We start from the raw sequence: 20846 nt of genomic DNA, 5'->3' as shown, positions 1-20846 counted from the left end.
AGGAAACTATGTGAGCCTTCCCTTCATGGGAAGGTGGATTTACTTGATTACGTGTGGCAGCAGTCTGGATGACGTGAACAACATCGTGACGAGACCGACACTCATGATCGTCATAGCGGAAAGGAGCAGCGTTTCCAGGGAAAACAGGTAGCCGCTCGCCCCAATGATCAAGGCGTCCAGCAGAAGAATGATAAAGCCGACATTGACTTTAAACCAGTCTGCAATCATCTGCGCAAGGAGGTCGGTCCCTCCGGTACTGGTATGATGCCTGAGCATTAACCCGATTCCTCCCCCGACAAGAGCCCCGCCGATGATCGAACTGATCACCGGGTCGAGAGGCAGATGATAAAAGCGGAGACCGCTGAACAAATCAATGGAAAAAGAAGAGATTAACAATCCATGGAGGCTGTTATAGAAGTAGGGACGGTAAAAGAACCAGGCAAGCAGAAAGATGGGAATACTGCAGCAAATTATCGTCAGCCCGACCTGCAGTCCCCATATGTAGTTAAAAATCATACCAAGACCAATGATCCCCCCGTCCAGCACATGATCAGGGATGAGAAATAAGTTGATACCGACGGATAGAACCAAGCTCCCGATCACGATCATCATCCCTTTTACCCACATCTCTCTCATCTCCCCGTCCCCCTCCTCTAATACAGTCTATGCCTGTCCGGAATGGGTTAGAAGAACGAGAGCGAACCTTCCTACATCCTTTTTATCAGATTGTACCACGCGACTCCACCATGGACGGAATTTGACCTTCCACAATGGACATAACCAAGCTTCTCATAGAAAGATATCAGCTCTTCTTTGCACGTCAAGGTGACTCCCTCCCTTCCATTTTCCTTCGCCAGCCGCTCTATCTCATGGAAAAGGGAAGCAGCGATCCCCTGCCTTCTTGCTTGTTCAGAAACGGCGACACCGAGAATTGCCTGGTACCCTCCGCGCGATGGATTCGTTGTAATTCTTTCAAACAAATCATCTGTAATGAACGGGTTGTCTATGACAGGACCGTTGATGTAGCCTAGAACGACTCCTCCTTTTTCTGCTACCAAAAAGGTATCCGCAATTAAGTGGATCCGTTCCAGCATCGCCTGCTTCGTTGCAGCTTCTCCCTCTGTAAACCCTTCTCTTTCAATCGTCATCAGCGAATCCAAGTCCGTCTTCCGGACATTACGTATTTCCATGACTGATCCCTGCTCCTTTTGAATAAAAAAAGCTGCCGGGTTGTCGGCAGCCTTTCTCCTTTATTCTACATGTTTCGCCTGAACACGGTCGAGTGCCTTCGTGTAGGCATCGTTCCCATAGTTCAAGCAGCGCTTCACGCGAGAAATCGTCGCTGTGGAAGCTCCTGTTTGTGTTTCAATTTTATGATACGTGTACCCTTCTCTCAGCATGCGGGCAACTTCCAGCCGTTGTGCCAGGGACTGGACTTCATTCATTGTTGCAAGATCATCAAAAAATTCATAGCATTCTTCGAGGTTCTGCAGGGACAGCACCGCTTCAAACAGCTGATCAAGCGTCTTCCCTCTCAGTTTATCGATCTGCATTCCCGTTTCCCTCCTTAATCAAAACGGACCTCCACCGATGACGGGATGATATTCACCCACGTTTTCCCCGGCAGGAAAGCAAGTGCTTTGCCGTCCGCAAAGGGGAGGAGGCGTCCGTCGATATTTCTCCATTGTATTTCTTTCCGGATTCCTTTTTGCAGAAGCCAGCCGTCTCCACCGGACTTCAAATCGACTGCACGCCGCCCTTTCGTATCTATTACTTTATGGCCGGCACGGATGACCAGGACATTTTTGACCCCGATGGCAGTTCCATCCGCCGCATCTATCGTCGTTTCTCCATCACTTGAGCGCTGGAAAAAGCCGGATCGCTCTTTCCAATTAAATAGAACCTGCTGCGTCTCCGCATATCTAATGGCCATTCGATTTACCGGCTTCCCGTCCAGTTCCTGCTCAGAATCAAACGGCAGCGGTTCGTGTCTCTTGAAGGAGGTATATCCTTTATTTGAGGCAGCTTGCAGTATCCCATCTGTGATTAGATAGGAGTTGTGGGGCGCTTTCCTATCTGAAGTACGCTGGAAGAGCCAGCCGTTGTTATCGTAGATGGAACCGTTCAAGTAGGACACACCGCTCGCCGTCACTTGCTTCTGGATGGCAGTGGATGCCCCGTGATAGATATAGAGAGCATTCCACCCATCCGCAAGTTCAAGAAAGTAAGGCCTTGCACTTCGGACCGGACCTATTGTATCAGGAATATCACTGTGGAACAAAGCTAGGAAGCGAGTGATCGACCCTTCCGCCAGCGCTTCATAGACGACATCCGCCTTACTGAGCCCTGCTTGGGGTCTTGCATTCTGATGGTTGTTAATCATGACAGCTACAATTGGATCGTTCTGTTGATCCGGATTGATTTCTCCTGTCAACGGGAAAACGGTCTGCTCTCCTTCATTGATAATCACTCGTTCATCGTCCGCCGTCTGGTCTGTCACGGACCCTTCCTCTCGATCAACTCCGAACCAGCCGCAGGCAGCCAGCAGCGTGAGCACAAGTAAGAAGGTAAGTTTTCTCATGGAAGCACTTCCCTTTGTCCTATATTCCCTCTTCTATTTTAACGCATTATAGAAGGAAAGAGTACCTCTTTCTTTTTCACATCCATAATTCCAAGCGGTGTAATGCGGATATACGGCAGGTGCATGGATGATAGGAAAAGCAAGGTGTACACCGGGTCCGAAAAGGAAAACCCGTGTTCGTTCAAGCATTGTTTCATCCGTCTCTCCTCCTTCATTAAGTGCGGCAAAGAAAGATCAGACATCACCCCGCCCAACGGCAGTGAAAGCTCGAACAGAACTTCTCCTTCATTAACAAATACGATACCGCCGCCGATTTCATTCATCCGTTGGAATGCTTTTTTCATATCGGTCCTTGATTTACCAATTACGAGGATATCCCCGGTATTGCTGAACGAGCTGACCAACCCGCCAAGGGACTGTGTGAATCCTTTCAGCAGAGTGTTGACCATCCATTCGCCATCTCTGTCCATCAACATGATGAATGCTTCCTTGTTCTCATCAGACAAACGCTCCACGGAAGCATCCGTATCTATCGCATATGGTTTCATAATAACGTCATTGACCAGTTCAAGCCCGATCGGCATGGAGAACTGCATGTCCTTATCCGCGAGCTCCCAGTCGAGGGAAAGCTTCTCTATCCCGTTCTTTTCCCACGGAATCTCGATGCCTGTCGGGACAACCTCTCCCTCTTTCTTCACCCACTCCCCTTTGGCGATGACGGAGTGAGGGGTCGGATCTTTAGGATCTCTAAGGAAATTAAGGTGGGCGGCACGTCCTGCATTAAGACTGCCGACCCTGCTTTCGATTCCGAAGTGCCTCGCAGCCTGATACGTGGCCATCATATAGGCATCAATTTCAGGAACGCCCGCTTCTATAGCAATTCGAATGCACATGTTAATGATCCCCTCCTCATAAAAGCCGGGGGTGGATCCATCCGTCGTAAACATCATGTGGTCATACTGGGTATGCCCCATTTTCTCAAGTCCCTGTAAAATGTCAGGAAGATCCGGACGTATCGAAGAATAACGCAGCCCCGTATGGTAGCCGATCGACAGCCGTGTAATGACGTCCTCCGCCGTCATGGATTCATGCTCAGAATCCATCCCGAGGAGACGCATCTTCACTAACGTTTTCTCCGATGCACCTGGAAGATGGGCTTCCAGCGGCTTCCGTGATCGTTTCGTTTCCTGCATCCAGTGCAGAATCTGCTCATTTCTTTCATATAGCACATCCGGCCAGGCCGTCAATTCCCCGCCCTGAATGACCGCATCATGCTCAATCCAATCCAGCACCTGTTCGTCGAAAGACTCTCTGTCTTCCTCCCTTAAAACCGTCTGAGGATCGAAGCGCGCCCACCAGTACATGGTTGCAGGAAGATGCATGAACTCTTCCAATAAAGAAAACGCTTTCTTCTTTTCAGTTAAAAAAAGCCACATAAGGTTATCATTGATCAGCGTGGTCGTACCCGTCTCCGCTGCATATTCAGCAAGGGTCTGGGGATTATATAATTGAAACGGATGGGCATGCGGCTCGATATAGCCCGGGACGATATAACTGTCCTTCCCATCGATGACTTCCGTATTTTCCATATTGGAAGGGAGCTCCTTACCCGTATAAATGATCCGGTCTTCGTAAATCCATATATGACCTGTCATCCATTGCTTTAAATAGACGTTCAGGTACGTAGTATTTTTTATCAATTTCGTCGGTGCCGCGTCACCGTCCAAGACAGATGCATGTACTCGCAACTGGCGGTTCCGCCACCGGAATCGTGCTTCATTCATGGAGGATCCCTCCCTTAATCAGATTATCTATTATCGTAACACAGCAGAAGCCATACTTGTAAGGAGGAGCTTATATGAGACAAAATATCGGCACAATTAACAGCATGATACGTATTGCGACAGGGTTGAGCATGCTCACCCTTCTCACAATTCGCGGATCCAGAGATCATGGATCTTCCCATCCTTTTCTAATCGCTCTCGCATCCATGAAAGTAGCAGAAGGCATCGTGCGTTACTGCCCGATGGTTGAAGCAATCGAGAAGATGACCGTCGAAACAGACGGCAAAGAAGAAGGCTGGCAGCAAAACTTCCCTAAATAATCAACAAAAATGAAGAGCGGAAGCATAAGCTCCGCTCTTATAAGTAAAGGATGAGAATAATGGACTTCATGGAATACTTTACAGACGTAGGTTTCGTCATCGTAACCGTCATCGGCACAATTACAGCCCTCTTACTCGTCGCTTCCAGAAGAAGACGTGATCGATGATCTGCCAATATCACGGCGATAGAAAAAATCTTCATTTGCATGTAACGGACGCAGCGCTTCATAAGCACAATCAAGCGCACGTGAAAGGTCATTCCCCTTGCTGCCAACAAGCAGGACACGTCCTCCGTCCGATACATAGGTTCCGTTCTCAAGTGCTGTACCTGCATGGACAAGGAAGGCTGAATCGGACGTTTCGAGTGCAGGAAGCGGGCGCCCTTTCACATATCCCCCCGGATATCCGCTCGATGCGACGACAACTCCTGCACACGATTCTTCCGACCATTGAAGTTCGGGGTCTTTTCCGTCCATGACATCCAAAAACACCTGCTCCAGGTCATTCTTCAGCAAAGGCAGGACCACCTGGGTCTCTGGATCTCCGAAACGAGCGTTAAATTCAATTACTTTCGGTCCTTTGTCTGTTTCGATCAGTCCGGCATAAAGAATTCCCGTAAACGGACGTTCTTCCTGGACCATCGCTTCAGCGACCGGACGTACAATCGATTCCACTGCTGTATCATAGGAAGACGAGGCCAGTCCCGGGACGGGAGCGAATGCCCCCATACCTCCTGTATTCGGTCCTTCATCCCCGTCGAATGCCCGCTTATGATCCTTTGCAGGAATCATTGGATAGACGTTCGGACCGTGGACGAAGGCCATCAAGGAGAATTCATCCCCTGCTAAAAACTCTTCCACAACGATTTCGCTGCTTGCTTCTCCGAACTGCCCTTCGCCGAGCATGGAATCGGCCGCTTCCAACGCTTGTTCCAGCGTTTCGGCGACAACGACACCTTTTCCAGCAGCCAGGCCGTCTGCCTTGATGACGATCGGAGCGCCTTTTTCTTTAATGTACGCTTTCGCTTCCACCAGGTCGGAGAAAGCCTGATATTCCGCTGTGGGAATATCATATTTGTCCATCATCTGTTTCGCGAAATGTTTACTTCCCTCGATCAGCGCCGCATCCTTGGTGGGTCCGAATACTTTCAGGTCATTCGCTTGAAAATGGTCGACGATCCCTTCAAGCAAAGGAACTTCCGGACCTACGACTGTCAGATGAATGTCGTTTTCCTTCGCAAAAGAAACGAGGGCATCATGATCCCCTTCTTCAATCGCCACGCAGACGGCTTCTTTCATACCGGCGTTACCGGGAGCTGCGTAAATTTTCTCTGTCTGTTTACTTGCTGCTAATTTTTGAACAAGGCTGTGTTCACGGCCGCCCCGTCCGATTACCATGATATTCATCGTCGTCCATCCTCCCTTGTTCTTAGTGCTTGAAATGACGCATGCTTGTGAAGACCATTGCGATGCCGTGTTTATTGCAGGCATCGATCGAGTCCTGGTCACGCTTCGATCCACCCGGCTGGATGATAGCAGTAACGCCTGCTTCAGCTGCCGCTTCTACCGTATCCGGCATAGGGAAGAACGCATCAGAGGCGAGAATACTGCCTTTTGCTTTTTCACCCGCTTGTTCAAAAGCGATTTTGGCTGCGCCTACACGATTCATTTGTCCGGCACCTACTCCAAGGGTACGATCCCCTTTCGCTACTACGATGGCATTCGACTTCACGTGCTTCACGACCTTCCAGCCGAGCTTCAAGTCTTCCAGCTCCTGTGCAGATGGTTCCCGTTCCGTCGCTACAGTCAAATCCACCCCGTCAAGATTCCCTTCATCCGTATCTTGAACAAGCAGTCCACCGTTGACGCTCGTCAGCTTGTGCGCAGGACGATCGGATTTCTTCAGATCGATTTTCAAGAGGCGAAGGTTTTTCTTCTTCGTAAGAATTTCGAGCGCTTCCTCACTGAAAGAAGGAGCGAGAATGATCTCCAGGAAAATCTCTTTCAGCTTCGCTGCTGTATCAGCATCGACTTCACGGTTCAAGGCGACGATTCCACCAAAAATGGAAACCGGATCCCCTTCGTATGCTTTGGTGAAAGCATCGTATAGATTCTCCCCTACTCCGACGCCGCAAGGATTCATATGTTTGACAGCTACTGCAGCCGGCTGGCCGAATTCAAGAACCACTTCCAATGCAGCATTAGCATCCTGAATGTTGTTATAAGAGAGCTCTTTTCCATTCAGCTGTTCCGCATTCGCAAGCGACGTCCCTTCCGCATTAGCCTGCTTATAGAACGAAGCGGTCTGGTGCGGGTTCTCTCCGTAACGCAGGGATTGTACTTTCTCATATGTTACGGTGTATGTCTCCGGATAAGCTTCCTCTGTAAGTTCCGAGAAGTAACCGGCGATCATCGCGTCATAATTCGCCGTATGGCGGTACACTTTCGCAGCAAGCCTGCGACGTGCTTCATAAGAAAGGCTGTCTGCTTTAAAGCCTTCGATCACCGTATCGTAATCGGAAGGATCGACAACGACAGCGACGTCTGCAAAGTTCTTCGCCGCCGCGCGGAGCATGGTCGGGCCCCCGATATCGATATTTTCGATAGCATCCGCCTCGGTCACTCCCTCTTTAGCGATCGTTTCCTTGAAAGGATACAGGTTGACTGCGACGAGATCGATCGTTTGGATATCCAGCCCATCCAACTGTTCCATGTGGTCGGCGTTGCCGCGCTTGGCAAGGAGGCCTCCATGGACCGCCGGATGAAGCGTCTTGACACGTCCATCCATAATTTCCGGGAAATTCGTCACTTCAGAAATAGACAGGACAGGAACCCCTGCTTCTTCGATCGCGCGCTTCGTTCCACCTGTGGAAACAAGCTCGTAATCTAGTTCGTGGAGTTGTTTAGCGAAATCAGCCAAACCTTCTTTATTGGATACGCTGAGTAGGGCACGTTTTTTCATTTGGATTCCTCCTTGGTGAATAATGACTCGATGACTTGCGGGTATAAGCGGTGTTCGACCGCCTGAATTTTCCGTTTCACTTCTTCCGGTGTATCGTTGTCTTCGATCGTCACCGCCTCCTGGGCGATGATCGGGCCTGTATCCATTCCGTCATCAACGAAATGGACGGTCACACCAGTCACTTTTACCTTTTTATCTATCGCCTGTCCAATGGCATCCTTACCGGGAAAAGCAGGAAGCAGGGACGGGTGGATATTGATGATCCGTTTCTCATATGGCTGAAGCAGCGTCGGGCCGACGAGACGCATATAACCAGCAAGAATGATGTAGTCAACGCCGCGCGAACGACAGTCTTCCAGCAAGGCGGCTTCATAGGCTGCTTTATTTTCGTAGACTTTTGGGTTGAAAACAATGGTATCCACGTCGTGACGCTGCGCTTTCTCAATGACAGGAGCGCCTACTTTGTCACAGACAAGCAGCTTGATGTCTGCATGGAGGGTTCCATTTTCGACGGCTTCGACAATGGCATCGAAGTTCGATCCTGTTCCGGAAGCAAAGACGGCAAGGTTGATCATGTCCACTGCACTCCCTCTTCGCCTGTCACTCGTCCAATGATGACACCATTTCCGATAGCTTCCGCTGCCTTCTCTGCGTCCGCTTCCGAAACGATGGCAATCATACCGATTCCCATATTGAAGACCCCGTACATTTCATCGGCAGGAATGTCTCCTTGTGCTTGAAGGAACGGAAAAATCGCCGGCACGTTCCAGCTTCCTTGGTTGATTGCTACACCTAAGCCTTCCGGAAGCGCTCTTGGAATATTCTCATAGAAACCGCCGCCGGTAATATGGGCAAGTCCTTTGATGCTCACCGCTTCCTTCAGCTGTTTGACAGCTTCCACGTAAATGACGGTAGGAGTTAGTAATACTTCCCCAAGCGGGCGGTCGAATTCTTCATAAGTTTCCTGGAGGCTCAGCCCCTGATTATCGATAATTCGGCGGACAAGCGAGAAACCGTTGGAATGAACCCCCGAGGAAGGAAGTCCGATGATGACATCCCCTGCTTCTATTCCTTCTCCGGTGATCAGCTTCCGTTTATCTGCCATTCCTACAACAAAGCCGGCAAGGTCATATTCTTCTTCCTCATACATGCCGGGCATTTCTGCCGTTTCCCCGCCGACGAGCGCAGCGTGCGACTGCTGGCAGCCATCCGCGATGCCCTTGACGATTTGTTCGATGCGGGCAGGCTCATTCTTTCCACAAGCGATATAATCAAGGAACAAAAGCGGATCTGCTCCTTGTGCCGCGATATCGTTCACACACATAGCCACGACATCGACACCGATCGTATCATGCTTGTCCATTTCAAAAGCGAGCCGAAGCTTCGTCCCGACACCGTCCGTTCCAGTGACAAGGACGGGCTCTTCATAACTCATTCCGCTGATATCGAACAACCCGGCAAAAGAACCGAGACCGCCGATCACTTCCTTGCGCATCGTTCTGGCTACGTGCTTCTTCATCCGTTCGACCGCTTCATAACCAGCTTCGACGTCGACTCCTGCCTGTTTATAGGATTCACTCATCATTCTGCCTCCTCATCGTCACGCTTTCTCATACGGGTGGACCGTATTAGGATATATTTCTGTAGGATAATTGCCTGTAAAGCAGGCCATACAGCCGCCATGCTCCAGCGATTCATCCCCCTGATAGATGCTGTCGTTCAAACCATCCACGGATAGAAAAGCGAGACTGTCAGCCCCGATCAATTTCTCCATTTCTTCTACAGAGTGGTTTGCCGCAATCAACTCTCCACTGTTCGAGGTGTCGATTCCGTAGTAACATGGGTTCTCAATCGGCGGAGATGCAATACGGACATGCACTTCCTTCGCTCCTGCTTCTTTCAGCATTTTTACGATCCGCCGGCTTGTCGTACCCCGGACGATGGAATCATCGACCATGACGACACGTTTCCCTTCGACAATACCTCTTACAGCAGACAGCTTCATCTTGACCCCTTGTTCCCGCAGTTCCTGAGTCGGCTGGATGAACGTACGACCGACATAGCGGTTCTTGATCATACCAAGCTCATAAGGAATGCCGGACGCCTCTGCATATCCGATGGCAGCAGAAATACTGGAATCCGGTACTCCTGTTACGACATCCGCTTCGATGGGTGCTTCCTCCGCCAAGGCTTTCCCCATTCGTTTCCGTGATGCATGGACGTTTTTACCGTCCAGATTACTGTCCGGACGAGAGAAGTACACATATTCCATGGAACACAATGTACGTTGAATCGGGGCAGAGAAACGCTTCGTCTCTACTCCTTCATCAGAGATGATCAGCAGTTCACCAGGCTTCACTTCCCTGTCGTATTGGGCTCCGATCACATCAAACGCACACGTTTCCGAAGATACGACCCAAGCATCACCAAGGTGTCCAAGGCTGAGAGGGCGAAGGCCACGCGGGTCATTGGCAACGAACATCTTGTCTTCCGTCATCACAAGGAACGCGTAAGCTCCCTTGATCATGGACAATGCCTCTCCAATAGCCTGGTCAAGCGGGAGATGGCGCGCTCTCTTGATCAAGTGGGCAACTACTTCTGTATCGGAATTGGTCTGCAGAATGCTCCCTTGTGCTTCCAGCTGGCTCTTCAACGCGTGGGCGTTGACCAGGTTTCCGTTATGGGCAAGCGCAAGCCCCCCTGTCTGAGAACGGAACATCAGAGGTTGGATATTCTCATATGCACCGTCCCCTGCAGTTGCGTAACGGACGTGCCCGATGGAGGCGTGTCCTTGCAAGTCTTCCAGCTGATTTTCGGAAAAAACTTCATTGATCAATCCGTGTCCTTTAGCAAGCTTCAGATGGTCTCCGTCTGTTGTGACGATTCCGGCGCCCTCCTGACCGCGGTGCTGCAAAGCGTGCAAACCATAATACGTCAGTTGGGCGGAGTCCGGGTGGCCCCAGACTCCGAAAATGCCACATTCCTCATTTAAGCCTTTGATTTCACCAAGCATGGAATAGCTCCTTTCCAAGTATCCTTCAACGTTGTTGTCTGCTCTTCCACTACGATTCGATCCTTATTGCTTACACGGTAGATGCCGTCCTCCGTCACTTTTCCGATCCGGACTGCGTCATTCACCGCTTGTTCGAACGCATCTTGCTGCTCAGGACTTACAGTTACAAGGAAACGGGACTGCGTTTCTGAGAACAAGGCTGCAAGGACATCCCCTTCTACCTGGACATCACAACCGAGTTCCTGATCGAAAAGCTTCTCTGCAAGAGCGACCGCAAGACCACCTTCTGCCAAATCATGAGCAGATTCGATCAGACCTTGTTGAATAGCGGATAGAAGAGCGTTCTGGCGCTTCGCTTCCACTTCCAGATCAAGCGCAGGCGCTTTGCCGAAGTGCTTTCCTTCCAACATCCCCTGCAGTTCACTTCCACCGAATTCCGGCTTCGTCTCCCCGATGACATAAAGGAGATCGCCTGCTTTCTTAGCGTGGGACTGGGTGATGTGAGCTACATCCTCAATCAGGCCGACCATGCCGACGATCGGTGTCGGATAGATCGCTTTGCCACCGAATGATTCGTTATACAAGGAAACGTTCCCTCCGATGACCGGTGCGTTCAGGACGCGGCACGCTTCACTCATGCCGTCGACGCTTTTCTCCATCTGCCAGAAGATTTCCGGATTTTCCGGAGAACCAAAGTTCAATCCGTCTGTGATTCCCAACGGACGACCACCGGAGCAGATAATGTTACGGGCTGCTTCAGCAACAGCGATTTGTCCGCCGACTTCCGGATCGACATAGATATAGCGGGAGTTACAATCCGTCGTCATTGCAAGAGCCTTTTCTGTTCCACGTACACGCAATACGGCTGCATCAGACCCTGGAGCGACGACCGTGTTTGTCTGTACCATCGAGTCATACTGATCGTAAACCCATTCCTTGCTTGCAATCGTCGGCTGTTTCAACAGACTTTTCAGCGTTGCTGCATAATCGTCGACGACAGGCGCGTAATCGTCCATTGCCTGAAATTCTTCGTAATACGTCGGTTTCTTCGACGGCTTATGATAGACTGGAGCGTCTTCGGCAAGAGAATCGACAGGCACGTCAGCGACGACTTCTCCTTTATGTTCCAGACGGAAGCGCTTCGTATCCGTGACTTCTCCGACAGCGACAGCTTCAAGATCATACTTGCGGAATACTTCCGCTATCTCGTCTTCCCGGCCTTTTTCTACGACAAGAAGCATGCGTTCCTGTGACTCGGACAGCATCATTTCATAGGCTGTCATGTTCTGTTCCCGCTGCGGGATAAGGTCAAGGTTCATCGTCATTCCCGTACCTGCTTTACTCGCCATTTCACTGGCAGAGGAAGTGAGACCGGCTGCTCCCATATCCTGAATCCCGACAAGCGCGTCATGGTGAATGACGTCAAGGCAGGCTTCGATCAGCAATTTCTCCATGAATGGGTCTCCTACTTGGACAGAAGGGCGTTTTTCTTCGGACTCTTCCGACAATTCTTCTGATGCGAATGTCGCTCCGTGGATCCCGTCCCGGCCGGTCTTCGCACCGACATACATGACCGTGTTACCGATTCCGGCTGCAATCCCTTTTTGAATATCTTTATGATCAATTAAACCAACACACATGGCGTTCACAAGTGGATTGCCGTTATAGGCATCGTCGAACTGGACTTCTCCACCAATGGTCGGTACACCGACACAGTTTCCGTAGCCCGCGATTCCGCGTACGACTTCTTCAAACAAGTATTTCACACGAGGCTGTTCCAATGAACCGAAGCGCAAAGAGTTCAGAAGCGCAACCGGACGGGCACCCATGGAAAAGACGTCCCGAAGAATCCCTCCGACACCTGTTGCAGCGCCCTGATACGGCTCGACTGCAGAAGGGTGGTTGTGGCTTTCAATTTTGAAAACGACGGCCTGATCGTCACCGATATCGATGATGCCGGCTCCTTCCCCGGGACCTTGCAGCACGTGAGGGCCTTCTGTCGGGAATTTCCTTAGAAGCGGTTTTGAATTCTTATAACTGCAGTGTTCGGACCACATGACCGAGAACAAACCGATTTCTGTATAATTCGGACGGCGTCCCAGGATGGTTTTGACCGATTCATATTCTTCATCCGTCAGACCCATTTCCGCATAGACGCGCTGTTCTTCAATCGTTTCCGGGGTGATCTCAAGCATTGATGGCATGGTGTTCCCTCCAGTGTGTAAGAATGGATTCAAATAAGCGCAGACCGTCATCGCTGCCAAGCAGCGCTTCCACTGCCCGTTCCGGGTGCGGCATCATACCGAGGACATTCCCCTGCTCATTCATAATGCCTGCGATATCCCCTACAGAGCCGTTCGGGTTCTCTTCATAAGTAAAGACAATCTGATTATTTTCGCGCAGCTTCGCATATGTTTCTTCATCACAATAATAGTTTCCTTCGCCATGAGCGATCGGAATCTGGATTTTTGCTTTCTCTTCATAGTGGTGGGTGAAAAGGGTATCTGCATTTTCCACAGTCAGTGTTTCATAATGGCACATGAACTTCAGGCGTTCGTTCGCGAGCATCGCACCTGGAAGCAGCCCCATCTCAAGCAGGACCTGGAATCCATTACATACACCAAGAATCGGTTTTCCTGCTTCGGCAGCTTCACGAATTTGTTCGACAATCGGAGCCGTAGAAGCAATCGCTCCGGAGCGAAGGTAATCTCCATATGAGAATCCTCCTGGCAGAAGGATGGCATCATAGTCTGCTAGATTCGCTTCCTGGTACCAAACCAAGTCCGCTTCCTGCCCCAAACCGTCCTTGACAGCGTGGTACATGTCACGGTCACAGTTGGAACCTGGAAAAACAACGACAGCAAATTTCACGTCAGCCTACCTCCTCGATCGTGTACGTATAGTTCTCGATGACAGGGTTGGCAAGTAGTTGATCACACATCTGATCGACCTGCTGATCCAGATTCTCCGAGTCTTCTAAAAGGACCTCCATGTATTTACCGACGCGTACGTCCTGGACATTGTTATATTCCAAAGACTTCAATGAGTTCTGAACAGCCTTTCCTTGTGGATCTAAAACGCCCTCTTTGAGTGTGATGTGGATCTTTACTTTGCGCATACGTTCTCCTCCAGTCGTTGTAGTATGTTCTCATAAACCTCGATCAGGCTGCCGATTTCTTCCCGGAATACGTCTTTGTCCATTTTCTGACCTGTTTTGATATCCCATAAGCGGCATGTATCCGGTGAAACTTCGTCCGACAATACGATTGTCCCGTCCGGCAGACGGCCGAATTCCAATTTGAAATCAGCGAGTTCCAAGCCTGCGGATTGGAATAATGCAATCAATTGTTCATTTATAATCAGGGCTTGTTCTTTGATGAATGTGAGTTCTTGTTCTTTGACGTCTGTCAGATGATAGGCATGAACGTCGTTGATTAGTGGATCATTCAATTCGTCCTTTTTGTAGAACAGTTCGATGATCGGCGGGTGGAAGCGCGTCTTCTCTTCAATACCGAGCCTTTTCGTAATACTTCCGGCTGCTTTGTTCCGGACCACGACTTCCAGTGGAATGATCGTCGTGCGCTTTACCAACTGCTCTGTATCGTTCAGCGCTTCAATAAAGTGGGTGGGAATTCCTTGCTTATGCAAGTATTGAAAGACTTTAGAGGTGATCAAGTTATTCAGGCGGCCTTTGCCTGCAAACTCGCTTTTCTTTTTACCGTTGAATGCTGTCGCATCATCTTTATAGGATAAAACCAGACGCTCCTGGTCATCAGTCGTCACATACACACGTTTCGCTTTACCTTCATACAATAAGGAACCTTTCATGAAGAACACCTCACTCATGGGGATTGGCCGGGGATGTCCTCGACATCCCCGGATAAAACAGTTTACTTACAGACCGATACGGTCGAAAATACGATCCACTTGCTTCAGGTGATGCTTGTAATCGAAGCAGGCATCAAGCTGGGATTCAGACAGGGCAGCCGTAATCTTCTCATCTGCCTCAATCAGCTCACGGAACGGCACTCCACGCTCCCATGCTTCCATCGCTTTCGGCTGGACAAGGTCGTATGCTTCTTCGCGTACCATGCCTTCATCAATTAATGTAAGCAGAACACGCTGGGAGAAAATCAAGCCGTACGTTTTCTCCATATTTTCCTGCATACGATCAGGGAATACCGTCAAATTCTTCACGATATTTCCAAAGCGGTTCAACATGTAGTTCAAAGCAATCGTGGCATCCGGCAGAATAACGCGCTCTGCAGAGGAGTGGGAAATGTCCCGTTCATGCCAAAGAGGAACGTTCTCAAATGCTGTCAACATGTGTCCGCGGATCACACGTGCCATCCCTGTCATGTTTTCGGATCCGATCGGGTTACGTTTGTGAGGCATAGCAGAAGAACCTTTCTGTCCCTTGGCAAAGTACTCTTCCACTTCCCTTGTTTCCGTCTTCTGGAGACCACGGATCTCTACAGCGATCTTCTCGATGGATGTTGCAATCAAGCTCAGTGTGGAAACGTAATGAGCGTGACGGTCGCGCTGAAGTGTCTGTGTAGAAACAGATGCCGAATCAAGGCCCAGCTTCTCACATACATAAGCTTCTACGAAAGGATCGATGTTCGCATACGTTCCAACTGCGCCGGAAAGCTTTCCGACTTGAATATGCTTGATTGCAAGGTCCAGGCGCTCCAGGTTCCGTTTCATTTCTTCATAGTAAAGGGCAAGCTTCAACCCGAACGTCGTCGGTTCTGCGTGAACCCCGTGCGTGCGACCCATCATGACCGTGTGCTTATGTTCCTTCGCTTTCTCACCAAGGATTTCGATGAAGTTGACAAGGTCTTTACGAATGATCTCATTCGCCTGCTTCAATTGGTAAGAGAGTGCCGTATCTACCACGTCTGTAGATGTAAGTCCGTAGTGCACCCATTTCCGCTCATCGCCGACCGTCTCGGACACAGCACGTGTGAACGCTACGACATCGTGACGTGTTTCCAATTCAATTTCATGAATACGCGCGATATCAAAGGAAGCTTTCTCACGCAGTTTCTCTACATCTTCTTTCGGGATGACTCCAAGCTCACTCCAAGCTTCACAGGCAAGCAGCTCGACTTCCAGCCATGCTTGATAGCGGTTTTCCTCTGTCCAAATGGCGCCCATTTCCGGTCTTGTATAACGTTCTATCATCGTCTTCCTCCTTGGTTTCTACCATAAATGTATCTGGTTGGTTTCCATGTATGTTGCAATTTCTTTTAGATCATTACCGATAAAAGTCAGGTGCCCCATCTTACGGTTGGTCCTTGCTTCTCCTTTACCGTAATCGTGAAAATGACAACCCTCATATTGCTCGATCTTGTCAATTAGTATCCCGCGGTGCTTGCCTAGGACATTGACCATCACTGCCGCTCCGAATGTATGCACCGGAAGAAGCGGAAGACCGCAGATTGCACGGACATGTTGTTCAAACTGGGATACGTTGCAAGCCTCGATCGTGAAGTGACCGGAGTTATGCGGCCTTGGTGCCATTTCGTTGATATAGATGTCGTCTCCTTTGACGAACATCTCCACTGCGAACGTTCCGACGACTCCGATCTCATCTGCCAGCACTCGAACCGCCTCGTCCGCTTTCTGACGGACGGCCTCTGATACGTTGGCAGGGACTCTTGTTTCATGAAGGATATGATTCTTATGGATATTTTCTGCAAGCGGGAAGGTCCGGATGATTCCGTCCATGCCTCTAGTGAATACTTGAGAGATTTCTAAATCAAATAGCAGCCACTGTTCGACAATATAGATGCCGCCCTCTTTAATGAAAGAAGATAGCTCGTCCAGGCTGCTCTCATCTTCCAGCTTCAGCTGTCCCTTACCATCGTACCCCCCGCTGATCGTCTTAACGACGGCAGGGTAACCGATGCTTTCCAATGCTTCTTTGCATTGGTCATAGGATTCGATAATCCGGTATTCCGGAACAGACAAGCCTGCATCGACCGCTGCCTGCTTTTCTTTGGAACGGTTCTGCGTAACGGCGAGGGCCAGAGATCCTTGAGGCAGTTTGCCGGCTTCTTCAAACAGCTTGGCGACTTCAAGGTCGACATTTTCGAATTCGTACGTAATGACGTCACTGACTTCACTCAGTTTTTGAGCAGCTTCTTTATCGTCATAAGCAGCGATGATCTGCTTATCTGCAAGCGGTGCACACGGACAGTCTTCCGCCGGGTCCATGACGGCGATTTTGTATCCCATGTATCTGGCTGCGACCGCCATCATTCTTCCGAGCTGGCCGCCTCCAAGAATTCCGATCGTCTGACCTGGTCGAATAACCTTAGGACTCACGCAAATCCCTCCTCATTCCTTCTACTTTCTCCATCATCTGTTCTCTGTACACCGACAATCTGCCGGCCACCTCTTCATCAAAAGCTCCGATGATTTCCGCAGCAAGAAGACCTGCATTCTTTGCACCGGCACTTCCGATCGCTACAGTCGCCACAGGAACTCCTCCAGGCATCTGTACTATAGATAGAAGGGAATCCATTCCTTTCAATGCTTTTGATTCAACAGGGACTCCGATGACAGGCAGGGTCGTTTTAGAAGCAACCATTCCCGGAAGGTGGGCTGCCCCTCCCGCTCCGGCAATGATGACCTTCAACCCTCGTCCGCGCGCATCTTCTGCGTAAGTGAACATATCCTCCGGTGTCCGGTGAGCTGATATGATTTCCTTCTCGTATCCGATCCCAAGTTCATCCAGGACGGCACATGCCCCCTGCATTGTCTCCCAATCGGAAATGCTGCCCATGATTACGCCAACACTAGCCATTCATATTCATCCCTTTCTTCATAAAAAAACCTGCTCGACGCTCTCAACTAATGAGAGGAGTCGAGCAGGCACACGTGTCCCACTTGAAAGCATCCAAGCTTAAACTCCCCTCATAGTCCGGGAATTTACGGTTCCCAGGTAGAGACGAACGGGCCTTATTCCCGTCTTATATGAGGTCGCCTATGCAATTCTGCTTTCATCATATCAGGAGAAACTTGTCGATGTCAACGCAAAGTCGAACATTAAAGAAAATAAAAATACTAATCGTTCGGTTTTATTCTTTCACTGCGTGAAAAACAATCCTTTTCTCTATCGGTTCCATTACTTTTTCCCCATTTCGGGTTTCCTCCCGAAAAATCGGCTCCTCCGCCCGGCGGATCGGCGTGTAGCCTTCCCGCTTCATCCGATCGAGACACTGGCCGATGGATTCATTCTCCTGCACTTCAAAGCGCTTCTTGCTGTTCTTGCTGGGCATGACGTATCTTTCCTTTCTTAACGGATTTCACCCAGAACCCGCCATGGATCTGTTTCGGTTCATAAGCGACGATAAACGCTTTCGGATCGATATGACGAATCGTTTCATATAAGGAAAGCTCGTATTTCCTTGGAGTCAGAATCTGCATGGCCAGCCGATCCCCTTCCATTCCATAAGCATACCAACTCGTCACGCCGTACCCCTTATCCCGGAGCTTCCGCGTGAATTCGATATCCGGATCGGACGATATCACGTTCACTGTAATATAACCGAGAGCCAATTTCTCTTCAATCTTCATACCAACGATAACACCAAGACCATAACCAAGAGCATAGGCAAGGACATTCTCTATCTGATCCAGACGATCAAGGACGAGCCCAAGACCAAAGACGTAGGTAACTATTTCAAATGTACTGATGAACGCGGCAATATAACGACGGCCTTTCAACGTAAAAATCATCCGTAATGTAAAGAACGAAACATAGACAATGTTCACGGCTAAAATGATCACAATGAGCAATAATGGGTTTTCTAACATGGATGCATCCCCCTACTTATGTTGCAAATATAGACCCAAGAAATTCTTCTCGTCGATATTCATGCATACACTATAAACCATGGGAATGTCCATACACAATCTTTTTTTACCGCAATTAATGACAATTTACGGAGGCTGATGACATGAACCAATTCAAGGATTGGAAAACCAACATGGACCGCTTCTTCGGCCATGAATTCTGGGATGATTTCGACGGGATGATGAAGCCCCCCATTCCAGCTGTCAACATCTATCAATATGACCAGGAGCTCTTATGCTATGTGAATATTCCCGGAATGGATAAACCAAAGAACATCGACGTGCTTGTCGATCATACGACACTAACCTTAAAAGGGAAAATTTCGTTCAACAAGCGCGGCGGCAAGCAGGTCAAATCCGAAATTCCGGATGGCATGTTTGAAAGGACGATCGATCTCCCGTTCCCTGTTCGTCATGATAAAATCGACGCGACTTATCAACACGGGCTGCTGATTATCAAGCTGCAACGTTATATCACAGATGCCACCAACCAGCGCCCTGTCCAGATCCGCCACCTGGAAGAAAAGGAATAAAAGGAGAGAAGAGTATGCGGCAGCTCTCCGGATCTCCCCCTATATACTTGTCCGTATCGGGAAGGAACGAAAACCGTCTCACGGGAGCCCGTCATCCCCTTTCAAAAGAAACCGCCAGCCTGCGGCTGACGGTTTCCCTCATCCTTTCTGCCTTACGCAAGGAAGATGAAGTACAAAATAAAGATAACGAACAAGAAGTACATGATCGGATGAATTTCTTTTGTTCTCCCTTTTAGAAGCATCGTAATCGGATAGAAGATAAACCCGATTGCAATCCCCGTCGCAATACTGTACGTCAACGGCATCGCTACGATTGTGAAGAAGGCCGGAACAGCAACTTCGAACTCGTCCCAATCAATGCTCTTCAAAGCAGAAGCCATCAATACACCGACGATGATCAAGGCAGGAGCCGTCACTTCAGCAGTCACGATGGACAAGAGAGGCGAGAAGAACAATGCAAGAATAAAGCACAAAGCCGTCACAACAGAAGTGAATCCGGTACGCCCGCCGGCCCCGACCCCTGCAGTCGACTCGATGTAAGAAGTCGTCGTAGACGTTCCTACAATAGCACCTGCTACAGTCGCTGTAGAATCAGCAAATAGAGCTCTATCCGCTCTTGGGAGCTTGTTATCCTTCATAAATCCAGCCTGGGTCGCCACTGCTACGAGCGTTCCAGCTGTATCAAAGAAGTCAACGAACAAGAAAGTCAAAATGACGACAAGCATCTCCATCGTGAAGATATCTCCGAAATGCTCCAATGCTGCCCCGAACGTCGGCGCAACCGAAGGTGCAGAACCGACGATATCGCTCAACCCGGAAGGCGGTGCAATCAGTCCGGAAACCATACCCGCTACAGCTGTCAGCACCATACCGTAGAAAATACCGCCCTTCATCCCCAACGCCATCAAGATGACGCTGATGACAATTCCGAAGACAGCAAGCAGTACAGGGCCTGAAGTAAGATCCCCCATTTGAACAAGAGTCGCATCACTGTTCACGACAATTCCTGCATTCTGAAAGCCGATAAAAGCAATGTAGAGGCCGATTCCGGCACCTACAGCAAGCTTAAGGTTTCCAGGAATGGCATCAATGATTAATTGGCGTAGTCCTGTAAGAGTTAAAACGATAAAAATAAGTCCGGAAGCCAATACACCGGCAAGTGCCGTTTCCCAAGGAATTCCATAGCCAAGAACAACCGTATAGGCGAAGAAGGCGTTCAAGCCCATACCCGGAGCGAGAGCAATCGGATATTTCGCGAATACCCCCATGATTAATGTTCCGATAGCAGCTGCGATCGCAGTAGCTGTAAAGATAGCCCCTTTATCCATCCGCGTAACACCTTCAGGAAGCTGATCGATTCCATCCAACGCAAGCGTCGATGGATTGACGAACAAAATATATGCCATAGCCAGGAAGGTCGTTAGTCCTGCTATGATTTCACGACGATAGGTCGTGCCGTTCTCCTTGAATTTAAAATAATTGCGCACGTTCTTTTTCCTCCCTTTTCTTTCCCTGATCCTTCTTGAAATGCCCGGCATTCCAAGAACATGGTTGAACAAATAAAAAAGACACCCCGGGAGATTCCCGAGAGTGTCTACGAAAACGAAGGAGATGGACGAGGGCCCTGAAGTAAATTCACATAACCACAACATCCATCCACCAACGTAGTCAGACCAATTTACGGCGGTCTGGTAGAAACTCATGGGCCCTATCCCCAAAATTATACGACGGTGATGCTTTATTATTTGATTCTATCTTACTAGGTCAGAAGAAGAGAGTCAAGCCTAT

At 49.5% G+C, this 20846-nt stretch carries 23 protein-coding genes and 2 riboswitches; of the genes, 3 read left to right on the top strand and 20 right to left on the bottom strand.

Translation table 11 applies throughout. The features are described from left to right. Nucleotides 1-39: 39 nt before the first annotated feature. The 5 genes from QRD89_RS03120 to QRD89_RS03100 all read right to left on the bottom strand — a co-directional run bounded on the left by QRD89_RS03120 (nucleotide 40) and on the right by QRD89_RS03100 (nucleotide 4365). A complete protein-coding gene (locus QRD89_RS03120) occupies nucleotides 40-636 on the bottom strand; it encodes a YitT family protein (RefSeq protein ID WP_153017444.1) in 597 nt (198 codons plus the stop codon). Nucleotides 637-707: 71 nt separating this feature from the next. Continuing rightward, nucleotides 708-1190: a GNAT family N-acetyltransferase gene (locus QRD89_RS03115; protein WP_008636376.1), complete on the bottom strand. Its 483-nt coding sequence runs from the start codon at nucleotides 1188-1190 to the stop codon at nucleotides 708-710. 60 nt (nucleotides 1191-1250) lie between these two features. Continuing rightward, complete coding sequence (locus QRD89_RS03110) at nucleotides 1251-1553, bottom strand: YerC/YecD family TrpR-related protein (RefSeq protein WP_008636379.1); 303 nt, start codon at nucleotides 1551-1553, stop codon at nucleotides 1251-1253. Nucleotides 1554-1567: 14 nt separating this feature from the next. Beyond that, nucleotides 1568-2581 carry a DUF3048 domain-containing protein gene (locus tag QRD89_RS03105; RefSeq protein ID WP_286096299.1) on the bottom strand — a complete coding sequence of 338 codons (1014 nt, stop codon included), beginning with the start codon at nucleotides 2579-2581 and terminating at the stop codon, nucleotides 1568-1570. A 38-nt stretch (nucleotides 2582-2619) separates the two neighbouring features. Beyond that, nucleotides 2620-4365, bottom strand: a complete 1746-nt coding sequence (locus tag QRD89_RS03100; protein WP_286096298.1) for an adenine deaminase C-terminal domain-containing protein — start codon at nucleotides 4363-4365, stop codon at nucleotides 2620-2622. 74 nt (nucleotides 4366-4439) lie between these two features. Here QRD89_RS03100 and QRD89_RS03095 point away from each other — a divergent pair, with 74 nt between their 5' ends. Both QRD89_RS03095 and QRD89_RS19215 read left to right on the top strand, forming a co-directional pair. After that, on the top strand, nucleotides 4440-4685 hold the full coding sequence (locus tag QRD89_RS03095) for a YgaP family membrane protein (RefSeq protein WP_008633540.1): 246 nt from the start codon (nucleotides 4440-4442) through the stop codon (nucleotides 4683-4685). 59 nt (nucleotides 4686-4744) lie between these two features. Continuing rightward, nucleotides 4745-4852 carry an EYxxD motif small membrane protein gene (locus QRD89_RS19215; RefSeq protein ID WP_353477930.1) on the top strand — a complete coding sequence of 36 codons (108 nt, stop codon included), beginning with the start codon at nucleotides 4745-4747 and terminating at the stop codon, nucleotides 4850-4852. Here QRD89_RS19215 and purD read toward each other — a convergent pair. The 14 genes from purD to QRD89_RS03025 all read right to left on the bottom strand — a co-directional run bounded on the left by purD (nucleotide 4817) and on the right by QRD89_RS03025 (nucleotide 18486). Beyond that, on the bottom strand, nucleotides 4817-6091 hold the full coding sequence (gene purD, locus QRD89_RS03090; protein WP_008633543.1) for a phosphoribosylamine--glycine ligase: 1275 nt from the start codon (nucleotides 6089-6091) through the stop codon (nucleotides 4817-4819). The genes QRD89_RS19215 and purD overlap by 36 nt on opposite strands. Before the next feature lie 22 nt (nucleotides 6092-6113). Further along, nucleotides 6114-7646, bottom strand: coding sequence for a bifunctional phosphoribosylaminoimidazolecarboxamide formyltransferase/IMP cyclohydrolase (gene purH / locus QRD89_RS03085; protein ID WP_286096297.1), 1533 nt, complete (start codon nucleotides 7644-7646; stop codon nucleotides 6114-6116). Then, entirely contained in the window at nucleotides 7643-8221 is a 579-nt protein-coding gene (gene purN / locus QRD89_RS03080) for a phosphoribosylglycinamide formyltransferase (protein ID WP_008633546.1), read from the bottom strand. The genes purH and purN overlap by 4 nt, the downstream gene beginning before the upstream one ends. Further along, a complete protein-coding gene (purM, locus tag QRD89_RS03075) occupies nucleotides 8218-9228 on the bottom strand; it encodes a phosphoribosylformylglycinamidine cyclo-ligase (protein ID WP_286096296.1) in 1011 nt (336 codons plus the stop codon). The genes purN and purM overlap by 4 nt, the downstream gene beginning before the upstream one ends. A gap of 18 nt (nucleotides 9229-9246) precedes the next feature. Continuing rightward, nucleotides 9247-10659 (bottom strand): amidophosphoribosyltransferase, encoded by a 1413-nt coding sequence (purF, locus tag QRD89_RS03070; protein ID WP_008633552.1) that lies wholly within the window; start codon nucleotides 10657-10659, stop codon nucleotides 9247-9249. Continuing rightward, the gene (gene purL / locus QRD89_RS03065; RefSeq protein WP_062515531.1) at nucleotides 10635-12863 is read right to left on the bottom strand and encodes a phosphoribosylformylglycinamidine synthase subunit PurL; all 2229 of its coding nucleotides are present in this window, start codon (nucleotides 12861-12863) and stop codon (nucleotides 10635-10637) included. The genes purF and purL overlap by 25 nt, the downstream gene beginning before the upstream one ends. Beyond that, nucleotides 12847-13530, bottom strand: coding sequence for a phosphoribosylformylglycinamidine synthase subunit PurQ (gene purQ / locus QRD89_RS03060; RefSeq protein WP_008633556.1), 684 nt, complete (start codon nucleotides 13528-13530; stop codon nucleotides 12847-12849). The genes purL and purQ overlap by 17 nt, the downstream gene beginning before the upstream one ends. 1 nt (nucleotide 13531) lies before the next feature. After that, entirely contained in the window at nucleotides 13532-13777 is a 246-nt protein-coding gene (purS, locus tag QRD89_RS03055) for a phosphoribosylformylglycinamidine synthase subunit PurS (protein ID WP_008633557.1), read from the bottom strand. Continuing rightward, a complete protein-coding gene (purC, locus tag QRD89_RS03050; protein ID WP_026578746.1) occupies nucleotides 13765-14487 on the bottom strand; it encodes a phosphoribosylaminoimidazolesuccinocarboxamide synthase in 723 nt (240 codons plus the stop codon). Before purC ends, purS begins: the two co-directional genes overlap by 13 nt. A 66-nt stretch (nucleotides 14488-14553) precedes the next feature. Then, nucleotides 14554-15846, bottom strand: a complete 1293-nt coding sequence (purB, locus tag QRD89_RS03045) for an adenylosuccinate lyase (RefSeq protein WP_008633561.1) — start codon at nucleotides 15844-15846, stop codon at nucleotides 14554-14556. Between the two features lie 18 nt (nucleotides 15847-15864). Beyond that, nucleotides 15865-16992 (bottom strand): 5-(carboxyamino)imidazole ribonucleotide synthase, encoded by a 1128-nt coding sequence (gene purK / locus QRD89_RS03040; RefSeq protein WP_286096295.1) that lies wholly within the window; start codon nucleotides 16990-16992, stop codon nucleotides 15865-15867. After that, on the bottom strand, nucleotides 16982-17473 hold the full coding sequence (purE, locus tag QRD89_RS03035) for a 5-(carboxyamino)imidazole ribonucleotide mutase (protein WP_026578748.1): 492 nt from the start codon (nucleotides 17471-17473) through the stop codon (nucleotides 16982-16984). Before purE ends, purK begins: the two co-directional genes overlap by 11 nt. A 93-nt stretch (nucleotides 17474-17566) precedes the next feature. Beyond that, nucleotides 17567-17667: riboswitch (purine riboswitch) on the bottom strand. 80 nt (nucleotides 17668-17747) lie between these two features. Further along, on the bottom strand, nucleotides 17748-17948 hold the full coding sequence (locus QRD89_RS03030; RefSeq protein ID WP_286096294.1) for an NETI motif-containing protein: 201 nt from the start codon (nucleotides 17946-17948) through the stop codon (nucleotides 17748-17750). After that, on the bottom strand, nucleotides 17917-18486 hold the full coding sequence (locus QRD89_RS03025; RefSeq protein WP_008633569.1) for a DUF2179 domain-containing protein: 570 nt from the start codon (nucleotides 18484-18486) through the stop codon (nucleotides 17917-17919). Before QRD89_RS03025 ends, QRD89_RS03030 begins: the two co-directional genes overlap by 32 nt. 143 nt (nucleotides 18487-18629) lie before the next feature. Between QRD89_RS03025 and QRD89_RS03020 the strand changes: the two genes are divergently transcribed. Continuing rightward, nucleotides 18630-19058, top strand: coding sequence for an Hsp20/alpha crystallin family protein (locus tag QRD89_RS03020; protein ID WP_286096293.1), 429 nt, complete (start codon nucleotides 18630-18632; stop codon nucleotides 19056-19058). Between the two features lie 152 nt (nucleotides 19059-19210). Here QRD89_RS03020 and QRD89_RS03015 read toward each other — a convergent pair whose 3' ends face one another. Continuing rightward, nucleotides 19211-20545 (bottom strand): NCS2 family permease, encoded by a 1335-nt coding sequence (locus QRD89_RS03015; protein WP_026578750.1) that lies wholly within the window; start codon nucleotides 20543-20545, stop codon nucleotides 19211-19213. 158 nt (nucleotides 20546-20703) lie between these two features. After that, nucleotides 20704-20806: riboswitch (purine riboswitch) on the bottom strand. Nucleotides 20807-20846 lie beyond the last annotated feature (40 nt).

Source organism: Halobacillus sp. ACCC02827, assembly GCF_030291935.1.
Taxonomy (GTDB): Bacteria; Bacillota; Bacilli; order Bacillales; family Halobacillaceae; genus Halobacillus.
This window is presented reverse-complemented; position numbering and strand designations above follow the sequence as displayed.